The following is a 16,512-nucleotide window of genomic DNA, read 5'->3' on the forward strand; positions in this document are numbered from 1 at the left end:
GGACCGATGCGATGCGAAACAGCGAATTCGGCACTATATTCGATACCGACAATCATTATTGGGAAGCGCACGATGCCTTCACCCGGTATCGCGACCCCAAATTCAACGATCGCGGGCTGAGGCTGGTCGAGAAAGATGGCGTCGTTCGCTATTATATCGGCGATAAAGTCCATCCGATTTTGCCCGGCCCCGGCGATCTGCACGGTCGCCCGGTTCCAGGATCGCTGTTCGATTACTTCGCCGGCAAAGCAGCCAGCGACCCGCATCAGCATTCGCTGTGGTCCGAACAGCCAGCCGAACATCCCGAATGGTATAACCGCGACGCCCGCCTGACATGCATGGATGCGCAGGGCATCGAGGCGTGTTGGCTGTTTCCGTCGCACGGCGTCTGTATCGAAGGGCCGATGCAGCCTGACATTGAGGCATCGCTTCACATCCTCGGCGCGTTCAACCGCTGGATCGAAGAGGATTGGGGCTTTGCCTATCAGGACCGCATCTTCGCCGCGCCGCTGCTGTCGCTGTCCGACCTCGACGGTGCGATCCGCGAGCTTGAATGGGCGATCGCGCGCGGCGCGCGGATCATCACGATCCGCAACGGACCGGTGTTCACGGCGGGGGGCATGCGGTCGCCCGCAGATCCGGTCTTCGACCCGTTCTGGGCGCGGGTCGAAGAGGCCGGGATTACCGCCACGGTCCATGCCGGGTTCGACGATGGCTATGGCTCGGTCGATACCGCCGTCAGCAAGGTTTGGAACCTCGACCTAGACGGCAAGAGCGCGACAATGTCTGTCGGCGTTGGCACGTCGTCCGATTTCCAATCGCAGCTGGTCAATATGCTCCAGAAGCACCGGCTGGTGCGCGATTTTGCGGCTGTTCTGGTCGCGCACGGCCTGTTCGTCCGCTTCCCCCGCCTGAAATTCGCCTTTATCGAAAACGGCGGCACCTGGGTCGCATCGCTCCTTCACGACCTGTCCGTCGCGCATGTCCAGCATCCCGGCATGTTCGCGCAGCACCCCGTCGATCAGTTCCACCGCAATTGCTGGGTTGCCCCGTTCGTCGAAGACGACGTCGCCGATCTCGCCAAACACCTGCCAGTCGAACGCATCCTGTTCGGGTCGGACTGGCCCCATGCCGAAGGCGTCGGCGATCCGCGCGATTTCTTCGACAATCTGACCGGCTTTTCCGAAGCCGACAAGCGCAAGATCATGCTTGAGAATGCCCGCGAACTGACCTCGCCCTGATCGGGCACTTAATCCGCCATCCTATTTCGCAGCCGCCACCTTCATCGCTGCGGCGTACTGTGCCGAAATCCATCGGCCTGAAAGCAGACGGTCGGTCGCTGCTGAAAACGTCGCCAGATAGGCTGCGTGATTGGCGTAAAGCGCCTTGAGCCGTTCGGGCGCGAAGGGCTTCTTCGCGCCCGTCACACCGCCCATGCCGCCTGCCGATAAATAGCCCGTATAGGTAGCGATGGGCGCATCAATGTAGGGCAACCATACCCCGCCCAAGGGGTTGCCATTGCTGTCGCGCCGGACTTCGTGGTTTGCATCGATGACGATGCCGGGTGCCTGCGGGACTGCGCCATCGTCAACGCGGGCTGCTGCGTCAGCAGTGCGATGCCCAAAGCAACGCCTGCGCCTGTCGCTTGGATTTTCATCGCACATCCTCCTTGATCAGATCGGCAGCCTTTTCACCGACCATGATTGCCGGTGCATTCGTATTTGCCGCGGGCATGATTGGCATGATCGAAGCATCGGCGACACGCAGGCCGGTGACACCGCGCACCCTGAGCCGGGGATCGACCACGGATGCTGCATCGCCGCCCATCCTGCAGGTGCCGACGGGATGGTAACCGATACCGGCGGTCGAGCGGATACGATGCTCCCACGCTTCATCGCTCTGCGGTTTGGAATCTGGGTAGAGCCGGCCCCGGAGATGTGCTGCAAACGACGGCGCGTTGAGGATATCCTCGACTTGTTTCAGTCCCCGGATCAGTGCCGCAACATCGCGCGAGTCGCCTAGCAACCGGTGGTCGATCACCGGCGCTTCTGACGGATCCACGCTTCGCAAGCGAATCGCACCGCGACTGCGCGGTTTGGCGACATTGGCGAAGACCATCACCCCCGGGCGTTTGTGCGGGCCACGTGTTGCCGGGTCGAAAGCGAGCGGGCCGAACTGGAGCTTGATGTCGGGTTCGGTCAGTTCGGGCTGAGACCGCAGATACGCCATCGCTTCCACAGGAGTCGCCGACAGCGGCCCCCGCCCGAACGACAAATAGTTCAGTAAGTTGAGCGGCATCCGCCCGAAGTTGAGCATCGTGTTATAGGTCGGCACATCGACGAAATAGCTGGTCTGGACGCTGGCATGTTCCTGCAGATTGCACCCGACCTCAGCCGCATCGACCTCCACCTTGATCCCAAGAGCCTGCAGTTGCGCCGCTGGCCCAATGCCCGAGCGCATGAGGATCGCGGGCGATTGCAGAGTGCTGGCGCTGACAATCACGTCGCGCCGGGCACTGATGTCGTGGACTTGTCCATGCTTGATGTAGCGCACGCCGGTGGCACGCCCCTCAGCGATCAGCACCTTATCGACCAGGGCGCCGGTGATAACGGTCAGGTTCGGCCGCCGCATCGCCGGTTCGAGGAAGGCGCGTGCCGCGCTCGACCGCTGACCATTCCGTTGGGTTACCAGATTGACGAACGCGCCGTCGATATCGCCGCTGCAATAATCCGCGATCTCGCGTAACCCCCGCTCCGTACAGGCGGCAATGAAGGCACGCGACAGTGGATGCACGTTGCGCGGGGGTGATACGCCGAGCGGTCCCGAGGTCGCGTGTGCGGGGCCAGCTTCGCCCGCATAGTCTTCTGACTTCATGAAATAGGGTTGGAGGTCGTCCCACCGCCACCCGGTGCAGCCGAGCCGGTCGGCCCAGTCGTTATAATCCGATCGGCTTCCGCGAATGTAGACCATGCCGTTGATGGCCGAGCCGCCGCCGAGCAACTTGCCGGCCGACCATATGCTTGTCCGCCCCAGCAGCGACGGGTCGGGTTCGGTCGTGTAAAGCCAGTCGGTCGCGGGCTTCCCAAGCATCCGGTACGATCCGACCGGCATCTTCACGAGGAAACCATCGCTGCGCCCGCCTGCTTCGAGCAGGACCACGGTATGCGCCGGGTTTTCTGAAAGCCGCGCGGCCAGTACGCAGCCTGCCGCACCTCCTCCAGCAATGACGAAATCGGCTTCCGCCGGAATCATTTACCGATGATCATTCAGACTGGAAAAGCGGGAAGGCGTCCCCTTCGCCTCTCCGTACACGGACGCGCATGCCCGACTTGACCGCATCGGGCGCGATGCCGGTGATCCGCGTGTGAAAATACGGCCCCTCGTCCAGCCGCACGACCGCGACCACATAAGGCACGTCGCCCGCCAGTTCCTTGACATAGGCGCGGTAGAAGATCGTGTAGGTATCGATCGTTCCGGCCGCGGACGTCGGCACCCATGCCATCGGTGCCTGACCATGGTCGATACAGCATGACGCAGGCCAGTCGTGGCGACCGCATGTGGCGCAGCGGTGCAGCAAGAAAGTCTCATCGGCTTTCCACGCATCCCAGAACGGCGCGTCGAGTTCGCCCGCGACAAGGTCTCCGATCATGCCTCGGCTCCCAGAATGAGCGTGCCGTGCGACCAGGTGTTCTGCACCCCGCCGTTGAGGCCATGGCCACTGGTCAACGCGATCCGCGCGTCCTTGACCTGCGTTGCCCCGGCTTCGCCGCGCAGCTGTTTCATCGCCTCGATCAGCGGCGTGAACCCCGCTGCGTAGAAGCCGGAAATCTGTCCGCCACCCGTGTTCGACGGGATTTTCCCATCGAGCGCGATACCGCCATCCGCCACGAAGGGCCCGCCCTGCCCCGGCGCGCAAAACCCGTAATGTTCAAGCTGCATGATGACCGAAATAGTGAACGGATCGTAGAATTGCGCAGTGTCGATAGCGTCGAGCGACACGCCCGACTGCGCCAGCGCGCGACCGATCGCCGGGGCGATGGCGTCGTGATGGGCATAGACATCGCGTTGATGCCAATTACCGATATTGTGCCCCATCCCTGCGCCAAGCAGGTAGACCGGGTGCGTCTGCGCCATCGACTTGGCACGTTCGGCGCTGGTTACGATAAACACGGCCCCGCCATCGGTATCGCGGCAGCAATCGAGCATGCGGAACGGATCGACGATCATCGGCGAGGCCTGATGCTCCTCCAGCGTAATCGGCTGGCCATATCCCATCGCATCGGGGCGGTTGAGCGCATGGTTCCGGAGTTGAACCGCGACAGCGCCCAGATGTTCGCTCGTGGTGCCATAATGGTCCATGTGCCAGCGCGCGTGCAGTGCATGGGCACTGGCCGCACCGATCATGCCGACTTGCGCGGGATAGCCATAGCCGAGCGATCCGAACGACATCTTGCCGCCAAACCCTGGCATCCCGCCCGACGACGGGGCCATGGCATAGGCACAGGCGACCATTTCGGCCTGTCCCGACAGGATCGCGCCGGCCGCCATGATGAACGTGCACGGCGCGGTCGCCCCGCCGGTCTGCACCGGCCAGGAGAAATTGGGCGAGAGACCGAGATAGCGCAAATCCTCGCGCTCGTGCGAGGCGAGGATGTACCCATCGATGGCGTCGCGTTCGACCCCTGCATCGGCCAGTGCAATTTCGAGTGCCTGTCGCCGCAACTCGACTTCGGTGACGCCGAGCGCACGGCCTTGTTTGGTCACCCCCATGCCGACGATCGCGATGCTGCCGCGTTTCATCGTCAGACTGCCGAGCCGAGGTTCATGACCTGGATTTCCTGAAACGCCCTAAAGCCCTCGATCCCCTTTTCACGCCCGACACCACTCATCTTGTGCCCGCCGATCGAGGCCGTGGGGCTCGAAAAGAACGCATTGACGTTGATCGTACCGGTGCGGATCCGCTTGGCGACGTCGAGCGCCGCCCGCGCATCCTTGCCGTAGACATAGCCCGACAAACCGAGCGAGGAGTCATTCGCCATCTCCACCGCATGATCGACATCGCGGTAGCCGATCACACAGACGACGGGTCCGAAAATCTCGTCCTGCGCGGCAGGGTTCTTGTTGTCGGGCACGTCGAGGATGGTCGGCTCAAAGTAAAATCCCGGCCGGTCGGGGCGCTTGCCACCGGCAACCACCGTCGCTCCGGCATCGACCGCAAGCTGCACATAGCGTTCGCAACGCGCCGCCTGAGCCGCGCTGATCACAGGCCCCATCGTCGTGGTCGGATCGGTTGAGTCGCCAATCTTGGCATAGGCCAAGCTCGCCGCCATCGCCGCAAGCACCTTGGGCTTGTCCGCTTCGGGCACGAACACTCGGGTTCCCAGCACACAGCCCTGCCCGGCATGGGCGAGGCACACGCCGATCGCCGCCGAGAACGATGCCTCAACCCGGTCGGGCAGATAGATCTGCGCCGACTTGCCACCCAGTTCGAGTTGCAACCGCTTCATCGACGGCGCAGCTTGCGCGGCGACCTTGCTGCCAACCTCGGTCGAGCCGGTGAAGCTGACCATATCGACTGCCGGATCGCTGGTCATCAGCGTCGCACCCTCCGGCCCCGCTTCGGCAACGATATGGAGCACGCCGTCCGGCAGCCCCGCCGCCAGCGCAGCCTCGCCCAAAGCAAGCGTAGCGAGCGGTGTGAGCGGACTGGGCCGCAAGATAACGCAATTTCCAGTGACAAGAGCGCTCATCAGCTTCCACAGGCTGATATGCAACGGGAAGTTGTAAGCCGAAATCGCCGCGACGACGCCGACCGGAACATAGCGCTTGATGCTCTGAACAAAGCCGCCCGAACTGTTGATCCGCTCGTCCAGAGTCAGTGGATTTTCCTCGATCTCGGGCAGTTTTGCGTAAAGATCGAACATCTGCCCGATCTGGCGCAGCGGCCCGGCAACCTGCGCTTCGATGATGAACCCACCCACCGGCGCACCGGTTTCAAGGGTGATGAGCGCCTTGAGCATGTCAGTCTGCTCGACCAACAATGCCAGGAATCGGCGAAGCACCGCGACACGCTCGCTCGGCTTCAGCGCCGCCCAGTCGCCCTTATCGGCAGTCGCACGGGCCGAGGCGATAGCGCTTGCGAACTGGTCGATCGAGGCCCCGGCGAAGGTCGCGGCCACTTCGCCCGATGAAGGATTGTGCACCGTCACCGGTGCGCCTGCGCCCTTCACGAGCCGGCCGTCGATCAACATGTCGGTCATCATCGTGAAATCTCTCCTACGCGGACGACCACTTTGCCCGTCACGCTGTTGTCGAACAGTCCCGCCATGGCATGCGGCAGACGCTCGATCCCGTCCTCGATATGCATGGCAACCTTCATGCGTCCGCTCGCGACCAGTTCGGCGAGCTCGGCTTCGAACGCGGGACGAAGGGCGTCCCGGCCGACCTGCGTGAAGCCCTGAAACCGCAAGCTGTTGAACATCACCGCGCGCAAGACGTCGGGCAAATGATCTACGCCCGATTCTGCATCCCCCTGATACTGCGCCATCAAGCCGCAAATCAGCACCAGTCCGCCGCGCGCCAGCAGCGGCACTACCGACGCCAGCAGCGGCCCGCCGACATTGTCGAAATACACATCCGCGCCGGTGGGCAGCGCCTTTGCGAGCTGTTCCATGAAGTCGGGCGCGTGCCGGTCGACCGCCACATCATAGCCGATCTGGTCGACCAGATAGCGGCATTTGGCCTCTCCCCCGGCGATGCCGACCACGCGACCGCCGCGTGCATGGATCAGTGCACCTGCGGCCGACCCGACCGCGCCCGCGGCGCCGCTGACGAGGAAGGTCTGGCCGGACTTTACACCGCCCGCAACATTCAGCCCGACATAGGCGGTGAAGCCGGGCAGGCCGCCGATGCCCAGCGCATTTTCTGGTCCGCCGAGTTTCGGGTTGACGCGCTGCACGCCTGCCCCGTTCGACACGGCATGATGCTGCCAGCCAAAGCGTCCCTCGACAATCGTCCCGACCGAGAATTCCGGGTGGTTGGACTGGACAATTTCGCCGACCGCTGGACCCGGAATCGTCGTACCCAGCGGCATAGGTGGCATCTTGCCGCCGAGCGGGGCGGGGTCGATGAACAACCGCAGCATCGGATCGACCGAAACGTACAGCGCACGCACGAGGAATTCGCCGTCACCGGGGACCAGTACGACCTGATCCTCGATAGCGAAATTGGACGCGCGCATTGCCCCCTGCGGGTAATGGCGCAGGACAACACGCTGTCCGCTAGGCATCGATTTCTCCAGTTTTGTCAGATAGGTCAGAGATTGTAGAGAATCTTGGCCCGACCGCCGATGATCATGTTCTTGTCGGCCTCGGGCACGCCCGCAAACAGCTCCTCGATCTTGTCCATCGAGTGCGGGAACGTCGTTTCCGAATGCGGATAGTCCGACGACCACATGATGTTGCCCGCCCCCGGCATCTCGCGCGTCAGGATACCGACGCGATCATGGATGAACGAACCGTAGATGTTTCGGTCCATGAAAAAGCTCGGCGGATTTTTGAGGACGCTGTTCACCCAATGACGCTGCTTGTGCCAGGTTTCATCCATGTAATTCGCCGCGAAAGCGAGCCAGCCGACGCCGCTTTCGACCGAGACGAGCTTGAGGTCGGGGAAGCGCTGGAACACGCCGCCATAGATCATGATCGCAATCGGCTCGGCCATACCGAATTTCGACATCAGCAGATCGGACAGGAAAAATTTCGGCTCGGTGAAGCGCACGGCGCGACCGCCGAGATGGATGGTGATCGGCACGCCAAGATCGCACGCCGCCTTCCAGAACGGATCGAATTCGGCATCGGCATAGCTGCGCTCGCCAGTGACGTCACCGGTCAGCGCCATCATCTGCGATTCGCTGCTTTTCAGCGACTCAAGCTTCTTCATCGGGAAGGCAGGAATGTTAATCGCCTTAAGCCCGCGCTTCACGCAGTCGCGCATCAGTGCGATCGCGACATCGACATCCTGCATCGGAATATAACCGACACCGACGAAGCGTTTGGGATCGTGCGCGCAGAAATCGGCGAGCCAGTTGTTATACGCGGTAAAGCTGGCGGTGAAGAGTTCGATGTTCGACGTGCCGAGCGGGCCGCCGCCGAACAATACGGCGGTGTCGATGCCGTCTTCGTCCATGTCGGCGATCCGAGCCTTGGGCATCCAACCGCCGGCACGCGCATCGGCGACGCGCCCTTCCATCTTAAACTCTTCGCCCTTGCGGCCGGCCTGCGCGCTGATCAGGTTAACCTTCCGCCGCTTGCCTTCAAAAACAATATAGTCGCAATCCTCGCCATGCTCGACCTGCGGCGCGTGTTCGCGCAGGGACTCGGGCAGATAGTCCGCCCACATATCGTGCGACGGATTCACATGCGCGTCGGCATCGACGATCAGCGCCTTGGGACGGGTATCGGGCCGGGGGGCAACGAGCGTATCGGTGTGGTCAGCCATGCAGTCTCTCCTTCGTTGCCCTCGAGTACCTGACGCGAGTCCATCGACGCAAATATGAAAAAACGGCATTTTGATATCATAGAGATATCAATAGCCGGTCAGTTTATCTGGGCTGGTGGTCCCCAGCCGTCACTCGCAGGTTGAGCCGTGCGGGCTTCAGACCCGCCGCCTTTGCAGTCAGCACCAGCCAGCCCGTTTGCTTGCCTGGGCGCACGATCGCCAGCGCCTGACCGTGCCAGGTCCAGCGTCGCGGGCGCTTGAAACTGTCGACATTGTGCGGGTTGCCGTTGGCCACTCCGGTGAGTTCACCCGCCCCCTCCACCGCGAAATCGACCTTGAGCGTAGCATCGGGCACGACCCGGCCGCGATCGTCCAACACTTCGACGAGCACATGCGCAAGGTCGGCGCGGCTGGTCGTCAAGCCGCGCACGTCGGAAGTAAGCCGCAGCGCGGCGGGCTTGCCCGTGGTCGCCAGCGTCTTGCGCGCGAATACCAGCGACTGGGCTTGCCGCGATTGTCGACCCGCACCGCAAGGACGTTGTTGCCAGACGGATCGAGATGCGGCGTCAGATCATAGGCGAAGGATGTATAGCCATTGGGGTGGAACCCGAGATGGACGCCGTTGAGCCAAATATCGGCATTGCGATACACACCGTCGAAGCAAAGCGCGACGCGCTGCGTGGCGGCGTCGACGGGTAGTTTGAAGTGCTTGCGATACCAGCCGATATTGCCGACCGTATAGCCCTGCCCGCGTCCGCCCGGCATCAGGACGCGCCCGAAACCGGGAATGGTCACATCCACATCGGGCTTGGGATCGGCATTGAGATCGAATGGGCCGATCACCGGCGGCGCAACGCCGTCGGGCGAGGGCAAGGTGTGAAAGGCATAAAGCGACGGATTTGCGGTCGCGCCTCCGTCATCCGAGCCACCCGGCAAGTCCTCGATGCGCCAATCGTGCGGCAGATCGATCGCCCGCCACGTGCCGTCGGCAAAACCCGGTGCCTGTGCAGCCTGGGGATCGCCAAGGAAAAATCTCCAATCGCCATCGAACGACACGTCGCGTGCGGGCGATTTGCCGCGGCCGGACGCAGCGTGGAGGCGCGGCGCGGCCAAGGCGGCGGCGGCGGTTACCGACGCTTTGAGGGCGGAGCGTCTGGAAATGTCTGTCAAACGACTCACGGCGTCATGCCATGATCGTCCAGAAAGCGCAGCATCGATTGCCGCACCAGCTGATTGCCGATGCTGCCGCTGCCGAGATCGAAGGCATGTTCGGCATAGGGCATTTTGATCAGCCGCGTCGGAATGCCTGCTGCCCGCGCCTGAGCCTCGAACGCATAGGCCGCTTGCGGATCGACTAGATGGTCGGACTCGGGGATGATCAGCAGCGTCGGGGGCGCTTTGGCATTGATATGCGTCGCCGAGGCAATGGCGGTGTAGCGATCGGGAAACGTCTCGGGCGAACCGCCGGTATAATGGTCGCCCATCATCCGTCCGAACACACCGAGCAAGGGGTCGACCGGGCGGTACATGCGCGCCGGATCGACAACGGGGTACAGCGCGAGCGTCGCAGCGATGTGCGGCACGGTGCCTGCGCAGGATGGCTCGAGCGTTCCCGCACTGGCGCGATAGGAAAGGTTGAGGACGAGGTTTCCGCCTGCGGATTCTCCCCACAACGCCAGCCTCGATACGTCGCCGCCATAGCGGCCCGCATTCGCCCCGACCCAGGCCAGCGCGCAGCCAAGCTGCGGCTCGACGACATTCCATGTGTGTCGTGTCGCGGTCGACAGGCTATATTCGATCGAAATCACCAGATATCCGCGCGCGACGAACCAGCGATAATCCGCTTCGCGCTGCTTGAGCGACTGGCCACCCCAGCCACCGCCGTGGACATAGACCAGGATCGGCGCGGCGTTGCTGCCGGGCTTCGGGCGATAAATGTCGAGCGGCAAGTGTTGTCCGTCATAAGCCGCGTAGATCATCGTTTCGGGCTTCGGATTTGCCGCACTTTGCGAGGTGGCAAGCAGAGCCTGCGCCAAGTCGATGCTGATGCCATTCGCCCGCGCAACGGCGATCTGCTGTATCTGAACATAGCCAAAGCCCAGCGCCGCGATCGCCGCAAGCGACGCCACGACACCTGTCCGCTTATGGCGGTTGCGACGCCAGCGCAGAAAAAGCCAAACCGCGCCGAGAATCGAGATCAGAGTGACCCAGGGGCCGAACCTGGAAGTGACGACCGGTCCGAGTTCGCCCAGCATCGGGATCGCTGGAATCAGGCTGCCAATCGCCGCAAGGCCGAACAGAGAAAGCAGCGCATACGCGAAGATCTTCAAGCTTTTAGCCACGCACCCGCGCCTTTCCCGAACGCACAAAAGGCGCGGCCTTCCGAAGAAGCCGCGCCTTTCATGTTGTTGCTACTCCTACTTCGAACCGAAGGCGTAGCGCAGCGTCACGCCGAGCTCGCGCGGCAGGGTCGTACGGACCTGATCATAACCGGCTGGTGCAATGGCATAAGGGCCATAGACGTTGTTCACCGGGGTAACGCGGGCCAGTTCCGCCTGCTTGTCGAACACATTCTTGGCATAGACGCCGAGGCTCCAGGCACTGTGCCCACCCGTCAAACCGGCATACAGATCGACGATGGCATAGGCCGGAGTCGACCGGAAAGCGCCCGCCTGTCTGAAGTTGCCGTAGTTGGGATTGTTTCCCTTGTAAGCGACGTTGAAGCGCAGATACCCGTCGAGCGCGTTGGTGAGCGGGATGTTGTAATTCCCGCTCGTAGTGGCCGAGAACGGGGCATCCTGATTCAGCACTTGACCGGCAACCGATGGGCAGAAGTTGATCGGATTGGCAGCGGTTACGGCAGCCGCCCCGGCGCAGTCACCCGGATTGGACGGAACGAGTGCCCCCTTCGACTTGATCTGAGAATAAGCGAGCGTCGCGTTCAGCGTCAGATTCCTGATTGGCTGCGCGTTAATCTCAAGTTCGAACCCGCGAACCTGCGAATCGACGTTACGATAAAAGGCCAAGCTGGTCAGCGCGACCCGGCTCGACACCGTGTTGAAGTACTGAACGCCTTCGAAAGTCGTCAGCTGATTCTTGTAATCCAGCTGGAATACCGACGCATTGACCTGCAGGCGACGACCCCAGCTCGTCTTGATACCAACTTCGTAGGATTTGGCCGTTTCGGGCGCTGGCGTCACGAGATTGGTCGGCAGGCCGGGATTACTGATCGCGGGCAGGCCGGTGCGGAACGAGCTCCCCGTCGTCGCATAGGCGAGGATATCGTCGGTGAATTTATGCGACAGCGAGAAATTATACAGCGCGGCGGTATATTTGTCGTTGTTGTTCTGGGTCGCATTGCCGACGCCAGCTGGCACGACAGCATCGCACGTCCCCGGATACGCCGTGCTCGCGACGATGTTTGCACCCGAGAACGCGCCCACCACTGCGCACGATGTCACCAGCGGCTGGTACGCAGCGGGGAAACCCAGCCGAACGACGTTAAGATTGCCGATGTTGTTCAGCGCCGGGAAGGTAGTGATCGCCAGCGACACGGGCACCCGGTCACGCACGATTGCCAGCCCGCCGGTAAGTTCGGTTTTCGGGCTCAGGTGGAACTTCACATCGCCGTAGAACGAATCGAACACTTGTCCGATGCCGATATTCGTCGAGCTGTTGAGAACATACGCTGGGTTCGGCGTTCTGACCGCTCCCGGCAACGACGTCGGTCCGCCGAAGGCACCCGCGAGATAGACCGGCGCATTGAAGTTGAGGGTGCCCTGAGAATGCTTCGAAAACCAACCGATGTCATAATCGAACGGCCGGTCGGCATCTGGCATCGAAGATAGCCGGATTTCGTGTGTCGAGAATTCGGGCAGCCCAATATTGCTCGGCGAGGTATAGGATTCGAAGCCGGGGATCATGTTGAGCGGGTCCGAAGTCGTAAAGGTGGCCGGGCCGCGATTGAACTGACGGCCGAAGTTGTAGCTCAGCTTCTGGCCGAACACTTCCCAGCTGGCGTTGACTGTCAGCAGGTCAATCTTTTCTTTGAAAATGCTCGGCGCATCCTGAACCGATGCGCGCTGCCCGATTGTCAGCGCAGGGCCGTTGAAATTCGCCGGAATCGCACCGAGCGCTCCGAGGAAGGCGACTGGCGAAGCGGCAGCGCCCGGGCTGCCCGTGCCCACAACCTGATTGTAGAACAACTTGTCGGTCGTGCGGCGCTGATACATCCCCAGAATGCTCACCGTGTCGGTCGGCGTGAACAGCACTGTACCACGGAACGAGCGGTCCTTGATGCTCGGCTTGATCGTGCTGTTTACGCTGTAGACCCGGTTGGCCTCGCTATTCTCGATATTGGTGGCGAGGCGAATGGCAAGGATGTCTTTGATGATCGGCACATTGATCGCGGCCTGCAAGTCCAGGTGATTGGCAGAGGCATAGAAGCCCTGCACATAGCCGCCGAATTCCGTCAGGTTGGGCTTTTTGGTGGCGATCGTAACGGCACCCGATATCGACGGCGCCCCGCGCGACGTCCCTTGCGGCCCGCGCAGCACTTCGATCTGGCCGATATCGAACAGCGACACGACGGTGTTGCCCGGATCGAACGGCACTTCGTTGAAATAGATCGGTGTGGCTGGCGTGCCCGAGCCCGGACGCCACGAAACGCCGCGTAGCGAAACCTGCGTGGAGGCGGCGTCGTTGACGAGAGTCAGGCCCGGCGCCAGCTTGCTGAGTTCATCCGCCGACGTGATCGCAAGCTGCGAGAGCTTGTCGCCCGTGACAACCTGAACGCTGACCGGCACGTCCTGCAAGCGCTCGTCCGAGCGGCGCGCGGTGACGATGATGTCGGCTTCGACGACGGCTCTTTCGTCCGCGGGGGCGGGGGCAGGCGCAGTCTGCGCCAGCGCCGCAATTGGCCCGCACAATGACAATGTTCCAACCGACGCCAGAAGCGCGACCCGGAACGTCCGCGACATGTTAATCTGCTGTGGTGCCTGAAGGCGCATCACCATCTCCCCATTAGTTGCTGTGACCCTCCCTGTCGGGATCACTTGAACATCTTGATCTCGATCTAATTGGGGCGCTCAAAGAATGCAATGACAAAAGCGCATTGTGCATTCCGACGAGACGTTCGCCCGTGTTCCCGACAGCGGGAGTCAGCCGCGGATGGGCACTAACCCTCCAGGTTACGGAAATGTTTAGCCTATTTCACCCGCCGACCGCGCCCGCGCCAGACGCACCTCCGGCGTCTCCCGGCCGATCCGCCGGGCAGCCAGCACCAGCATGGTTGCGGCCAAGGGCACAAATGCGAGGAGGCCGTAAAGACCGGTCGTGAGCGATCCAGTGATCGTGCTGATCTTCCCGGCCCAATAAGGCCCGAATCCCGACGAAATGACGATCATCACGAGCGTGAAAATTGCCGCCGCTGCACCGCGCATCCGCACCAGCACCAGATCTTGTACCAGTCCGGCAAAGGCACCCGGCCACGACATCGAGAAGAATGTCAGCACGCAGAACGCAGCGACAAATCCCCCCAGCGTTGTGGCGCTTAGGAGAATGAAAAGCATTGGCACCGGCACGGCAAGCGCAACCAGCGCAATCCAGATCGGCGCGCGCAGATCGCGGCGTTTCCACCAATCGGACAGGAAACCGCCAATGATAACGCTGATCGCCGCCGATCCCAATTGCGCAAGCCCAAGGGCTATACCGATCTGCCCGGCGGTGCCCGGCAATGTCCGCATGGCATAGGGCGCCGCCCAGATGCTGACCGTGCCGACAAAGCAGGTCAGAAACGCCCCGCCAAGCATCGAGAACATGAACGTGGGGCAGCCGAACGTCAGCGCATAGAGCGGGCGATCGACGTGGCGCAGCACCTGTGCCCAGGTCGCGATCGAATAGGCCCCGATGCCCACCGCGATCCATTGCGCCCAATCCCCGGTCAGGCTGCCGATCACGGTCGCCGTGATCGTTAACACCGCCAAAAATACAATGTTCGATACAGCTGCGCGCTTACCGCCGACCCGGGCCAGCGCGAAGAGCGTGAAAGGCGGGATCGCGGCGGAAAGTTCCCGTAGGATGAGGGTACGCGCGGGCACCGTGACATGTCCCGCCGGGCGCGGCGGCTCGCGGAGGAAGGCAATCAGGATCGCCAGAAGAATGCCGGGGATTCCGACAATCAGAAAACTCGCGCGCCAGTTTGACACGCTGCACGCATTGCCGGGAAAGCTGTGGCACCACTGCGACCAGTTCTGGATGAGCAATCCCCCCAGCACGAGCGAACCACCGATCCCGAAATGCACGCTGGCCAAATAAGTGCCCAGCACGGCCGCCCGGTTGCGGGCGGGGAAATAATCGCACAGCAGCGAATGCGCCACGGGACTGGCGGTTGCCTCGCCGACCCCGACACCGATGCGCGCGACCCCGAGGCCGAAGAAACTCGTCGCCCCGCCCCCCACTGCCGTCATTGCGGACCACAGCGCCAGCCCGAACGCCATAAGCCGGGTACGGCTGAGCACATCGGCGATGCGCCCCATCGGGATCCCCAAGACCCCGTAAAGCACCGAGAAAGCGGTACCGAGCAGGAAGCCGAGCTGGGCATCGGTCAAGCGGAGTTCCGCCTGAATGGCCGGTGCCAAAATCGAGACGATTTGCCGGTCGAGATAATTGAACAGGTTGGCGAGAATCAACAGGAACAGCGCGTAATAGGCATAGGGCGTGGCGCGCTGAACCCCAGCCTGACCGGTTCCGACCGCTGCGGCATTGCTCGCCTGGGGTGCCATGCTCATCCTCGCTTCGATTCAACGTTCGTGAACCTCACCCTAAAATGCTGCGGCAATAATGCAACACACCTTGCGCATTGTGTAAACGATATGTTTCGGTCAACGCGCGAGGTAGCGGGCCGTCTCGCTTCCGGGTTCGGCCGCCGCCGCCATCCCGCGCAAGACCTGCATCCGCACGCCGAGGCATTCCATCTTGAACACGACGAAAATTTCGTACCACTCGATGTCGGCTGCGGATTTCCCCGAAACTTCCGACCAGAGCGCAATCGTCTCGTCGCGCGACCCCATGCCGTCGAGCACAGGAATGCCGCGCCCATCGGTCTGGACATAGTCGCTATAGAGCCACCAGCCGAGATCGTGCAGCGCCCCGCCGAGTGAAGGCTGCTCCCAGTCCATCACCGCTGCGACGCTGAAATCGTCGGCGATCATCATGTTACCCAGACGCGCATCGCCCCAGACGATGCCAGCGGGGCGGTTGGCCGGTTTGCGCGCGAGCAATCGGTCGAACCCGTCGCGCAGCAGCACGCGTTGCCCGGCCGGATCGATCCAGCCGAGATAGCGCCGCCAGCGGTCGGTTTCCTGATCGAAATCCTCGGCGAAGTCGCCTGGCAGGTTGAGGAAAGCGCCATCGGCGATCGGCACCGTCTGGATTAAAGCGAGCTGCGTCACCGCATCGTGCCACATCCGCCGCCGGTCCGCAGGGGCGGCATCCACTAGCCAACCGCTCTGCGAATAGGGCGGATAACTGACCGCAACGCGCCCCGCGACCTTTTCCATCACGAAGAACGGTGCGCCCAGCAGCGCGGGGTCGTGCTCGATCCACAGCGCTTGCGCGACCCGCACCTGTCCGCTGTCGTGCATGACCTGCATCAGCCGATATTGCTGGTCGAACATGTCGTCCTGATAAACGAAGTGGCGGGTGGGCTTGATGCGGACGACCATGCCGCGATGTTCGGTGCGCGCGCCGTCGGTCCATGTCGCATCGAACAGGATCGTCTCATGCGACATGCCCGCGCCGAGCGGATAGCGCAGATCGGTGAGACGGATATCACGCACCGTCGGCATCCGGTCGCCGAGCCACCCGACGAGCGCGTCGGCTAGCGTATCGAGATCGCGCACATTCGGTGCGACGATCGCGGGACCATTGGTGTTCATCTGGTATTCTCCCTGTCTGTTGATTGACGCCGCCGCCGCCGGTGTCCAGTGACAAGCCGGACTCCGACACCGACGGGAA

The 16,512-nt window shown here is 62.4% G+C and carries 14 protein-coding genes; 1 reads left to right on the top strand and 13 read right to left on the bottom strand.

Annotation, left to right across the window (positions count from 1 at the left end; translation table 11 throughout):
* Positions 1–11: 11 nt before the first annotated feature.
* Entirely contained in the window at positions 12–1,241 is a 1,230-nt protein-coding gene (locus tag IEV62_RS01995; RefSeq protein ID WP_188445104.1) for an amidohydrolase family protein, read from the top strand.
* 21 nt (positions 1,242–1,262) lie between these two features.
* On the opposite strand, the gene IEV62_RS18155 is transcribed toward IEV62_RS01995, so the two are convergent.
* From IEV62_RS18155 to IEV62_RS02060, 13 genes are all read right to left on the bottom strand, one after another.
* A complete protein-coding gene (locus IEV62_RS18155; protein WP_229732761.1) occupies positions 1,263–1,664 on the bottom strand; it encodes an alpha/beta hydrolase domain-containing protein in 402 nt (133 codons plus the stop codon).
* On the bottom strand, positions 1,654–3,252 hold the full coding sequence (locus IEV62_RS02005) for a GMC family oxidoreductase (RefSeq protein WP_188445106.1): 1,599 nt from the start codon (positions 3,250–3,252) through the stop codon (positions 1,654–1,656). Before IEV62_RS02005 ends, IEV62_RS18155 begins: the two co-directional genes overlap by 11 nt.
* Before the next feature lie 10 nt (positions 3,253–3,262).
* On the bottom strand, positions 3,263–3,649 hold the full coding sequence (locus tag IEV62_RS02010; protein ID WP_188445107.1) for a Zn-ribbon domain-containing OB-fold protein: 387 nt from the start codon (positions 3,647–3,649) through the stop codon (positions 3,263–3,265).
* The gene (locus tag IEV62_RS02015) at positions 3,646–4,800 is read right to left on the bottom strand and encodes a thiolase family protein (RefSeq protein ID WP_229732762.1); all 1,155 of its coding nucleotides are present in this window, start codon (positions 4,798–4,800) and stop codon (positions 3,646–3,648) included. Before IEV62_RS02015 ends, IEV62_RS02010 begins: the two co-directional genes overlap by 4 nt.
* Positions 4,801–4,802: 2 nt before the next feature.
* Complete coding sequence (locus IEV62_RS02020) at positions 4,803–6,263, bottom strand: aldehyde dehydrogenase family protein (protein WP_188445108.1); 1,461 nt, start codon at positions 6,261–6,263, stop codon at positions 4,803–4,805.
* Complete coding sequence (locus IEV62_RS02025) at positions 6,260–7,288, bottom strand: MDR family NADP-dependent oxidoreductase (RefSeq protein WP_188445109.1); 1,029 nt, start codon at positions 7,286–7,288, stop codon at positions 6,260–6,262. Before IEV62_RS02025 ends, IEV62_RS02020 begins: the two co-directional genes overlap by 4 nt.
* A gap of 26 nt (positions 7,289–7,314) precedes the next feature.
* Positions 7,315–8,496 carry an amidohydrolase family protein gene (locus tag IEV62_RS02030; RefSeq protein ID WP_188445110.1) on the bottom strand — a complete coding sequence of 394 codons (1,182 nt, stop codon included), beginning with the start codon at positions 8,494–8,496 and terminating at the stop codon, positions 7,315–7,317.
* Positions 8,497–8,599: 103 nt separating this feature from the next.
* Complete coding sequence (locus IEV62_RS02035; protein ID WP_188445111.1) at positions 8,600–8,926, bottom strand: hypothetical protein; 327 nt, start codon at positions 8,924–8,926, stop codon at positions 8,600–8,602.
* Positions 8,914–9,675: a glycosyl hydrolase 2 galactose-binding domain-containing protein gene (locus IEV62_RS18380; protein WP_308510427.1), complete on the bottom strand. Its 762-nt coding sequence runs from the start codon at positions 9,673–9,675 to the stop codon at positions 8,914–8,916. The genes IEV62_RS02035 and IEV62_RS18380 overlap by 13 nt, the downstream gene beginning before the upstream one ends.
* Entirely contained in the window at positions 9,672–10,838 is a 1,167-nt protein-coding gene (locus IEV62_RS02045) for an alpha/beta hydrolase (RefSeq protein ID WP_188445112.1), read from the bottom strand. The genes IEV62_RS18380 and IEV62_RS02045 overlap by 4 nt, the downstream gene beginning before the upstream one ends.
* A gap of 75 nt (positions 10,839–10,913) precedes the next feature.
* Positions 10,914–13,475 carry a TonB-dependent receptor gene (locus tag IEV62_RS02050; protein WP_188445113.1) on the bottom strand — a complete coding sequence of 854 codons (2,562 nt, stop codon included), beginning with the start codon at positions 13,473–13,475 and terminating at the stop codon, positions 10,914–10,916.
* Positions 13,476–13,697: 222 nt separating this feature from the next.
* Positions 13,698–15,284: an MFS transporter gene (locus IEV62_RS02055; RefSeq protein WP_188445114.1), complete on the bottom strand. Its 1,587-nt coding sequence runs from the start codon at positions 15,282–15,284 to the stop codon at positions 13,698–13,700.
* A 93-nt stretch (positions 15,285–15,377) separates the two neighbouring features.
* Positions 15,378–16,433, bottom strand: coding sequence for a phosphotransferase family protein (locus IEV62_RS02060; RefSeq protein ID WP_188445115.1), 1,056 nt, complete (start codon positions 16,431–16,433; stop codon positions 15,378–15,380).
* Positions 16,434–16,512: the final 79 nt, after the last annotated feature.

This window comes from Sphingomonas psychrolutea, assembly GCF_014636175.1.
Lineage (GTDB): Bacteria > Pseudomonadota > Alphaproteobacteria > Sphingomonadales > Sphingomonadaceae > Sphingomonas > Sphingomonas psychrolutea.

What these genes read in the sequence shown, in the direction of transcription:
- IEV62_RS01995 (WP_188445104.1), top strand. Translation starts at nt 12, where the DNA reads ATGCGAAACAGCGAATTCGGCACTATATTCGATACCGACAATCATTAT.
- IEV62_RS18155 (WP_229732761.1), bottom strand. Translation starts at nt 1,664, where the DNA reads ATGTGCGATGAAAATCCAAGCGACAGGCGCAGGCGTTGCTTTGGGCAT.
- IEV62_RS02005 (WP_188445106.1), bottom strand. Translation starts at nt 3,252, where the DNA reads ATGATTCCGGCGGAAGCCGATTTCGTCATTGCTGGAGGAGGTGCGGCA.
- IEV62_RS02010 (WP_188445107.1), bottom strand. Translation starts at nt 3,649, where the DNA reads ATGATCGGAGACCTTGTCGCGGGCGAACTCGACGCGCCGTTCTGGGAT.
- IEV62_RS02015 (WP_229732762.1), bottom strand. Translation starts at nt 4,800, where the DNA reads ATGAAACGCGGCAGCATCGCGATCGTCGGCATGGGGGTGACCAAACAA.
- IEV62_RS02020 (WP_188445108.1), bottom strand. Translation starts at nt 6,263, where the DNA reads ATGATGACCGACATGTTGATCGACGGCCGGCTCGTGAAGGGCGCAGGC.
- IEV62_RS02025 (WP_188445109.1), bottom strand. Translation starts at nt 7,288, where the DNA reads ATGCCTAGCGGACAGCGTGTTGTCCTGCGCCATTACCCGCAGGGGGCA.
- IEV62_RS02030 (WP_188445110.1), bottom strand. Translation starts at nt 8,496, where the DNA reads ATGGCTGACCACACCGATACGCTCGTTGCCCCCCGGCCCGATACCCGT.
- IEV62_RS02050 (WP_188445113.1), bottom strand. Translation starts at nt 13,475, where the DNA reads ATGTCGCGGACGTTCCGGGTCGCGCTTCTGGCGTCGGTTGGAACATTG.
- IEV62_RS02055 (WP_188445114.1), bottom strand. Translation starts at nt 15,284, where the DNA reads ATGAGCATGGCACCCCAGGCGAGCAATGCCGCAGCGGTCGGAACCGGT.
- IEV62_RS02060 (WP_188445115.1), bottom strand. Translation starts at nt 16,433, where the DNA reads ATGAACACCAATGGTCCCGCGATCGTCGCACCGAATGTGCGCGATCTC.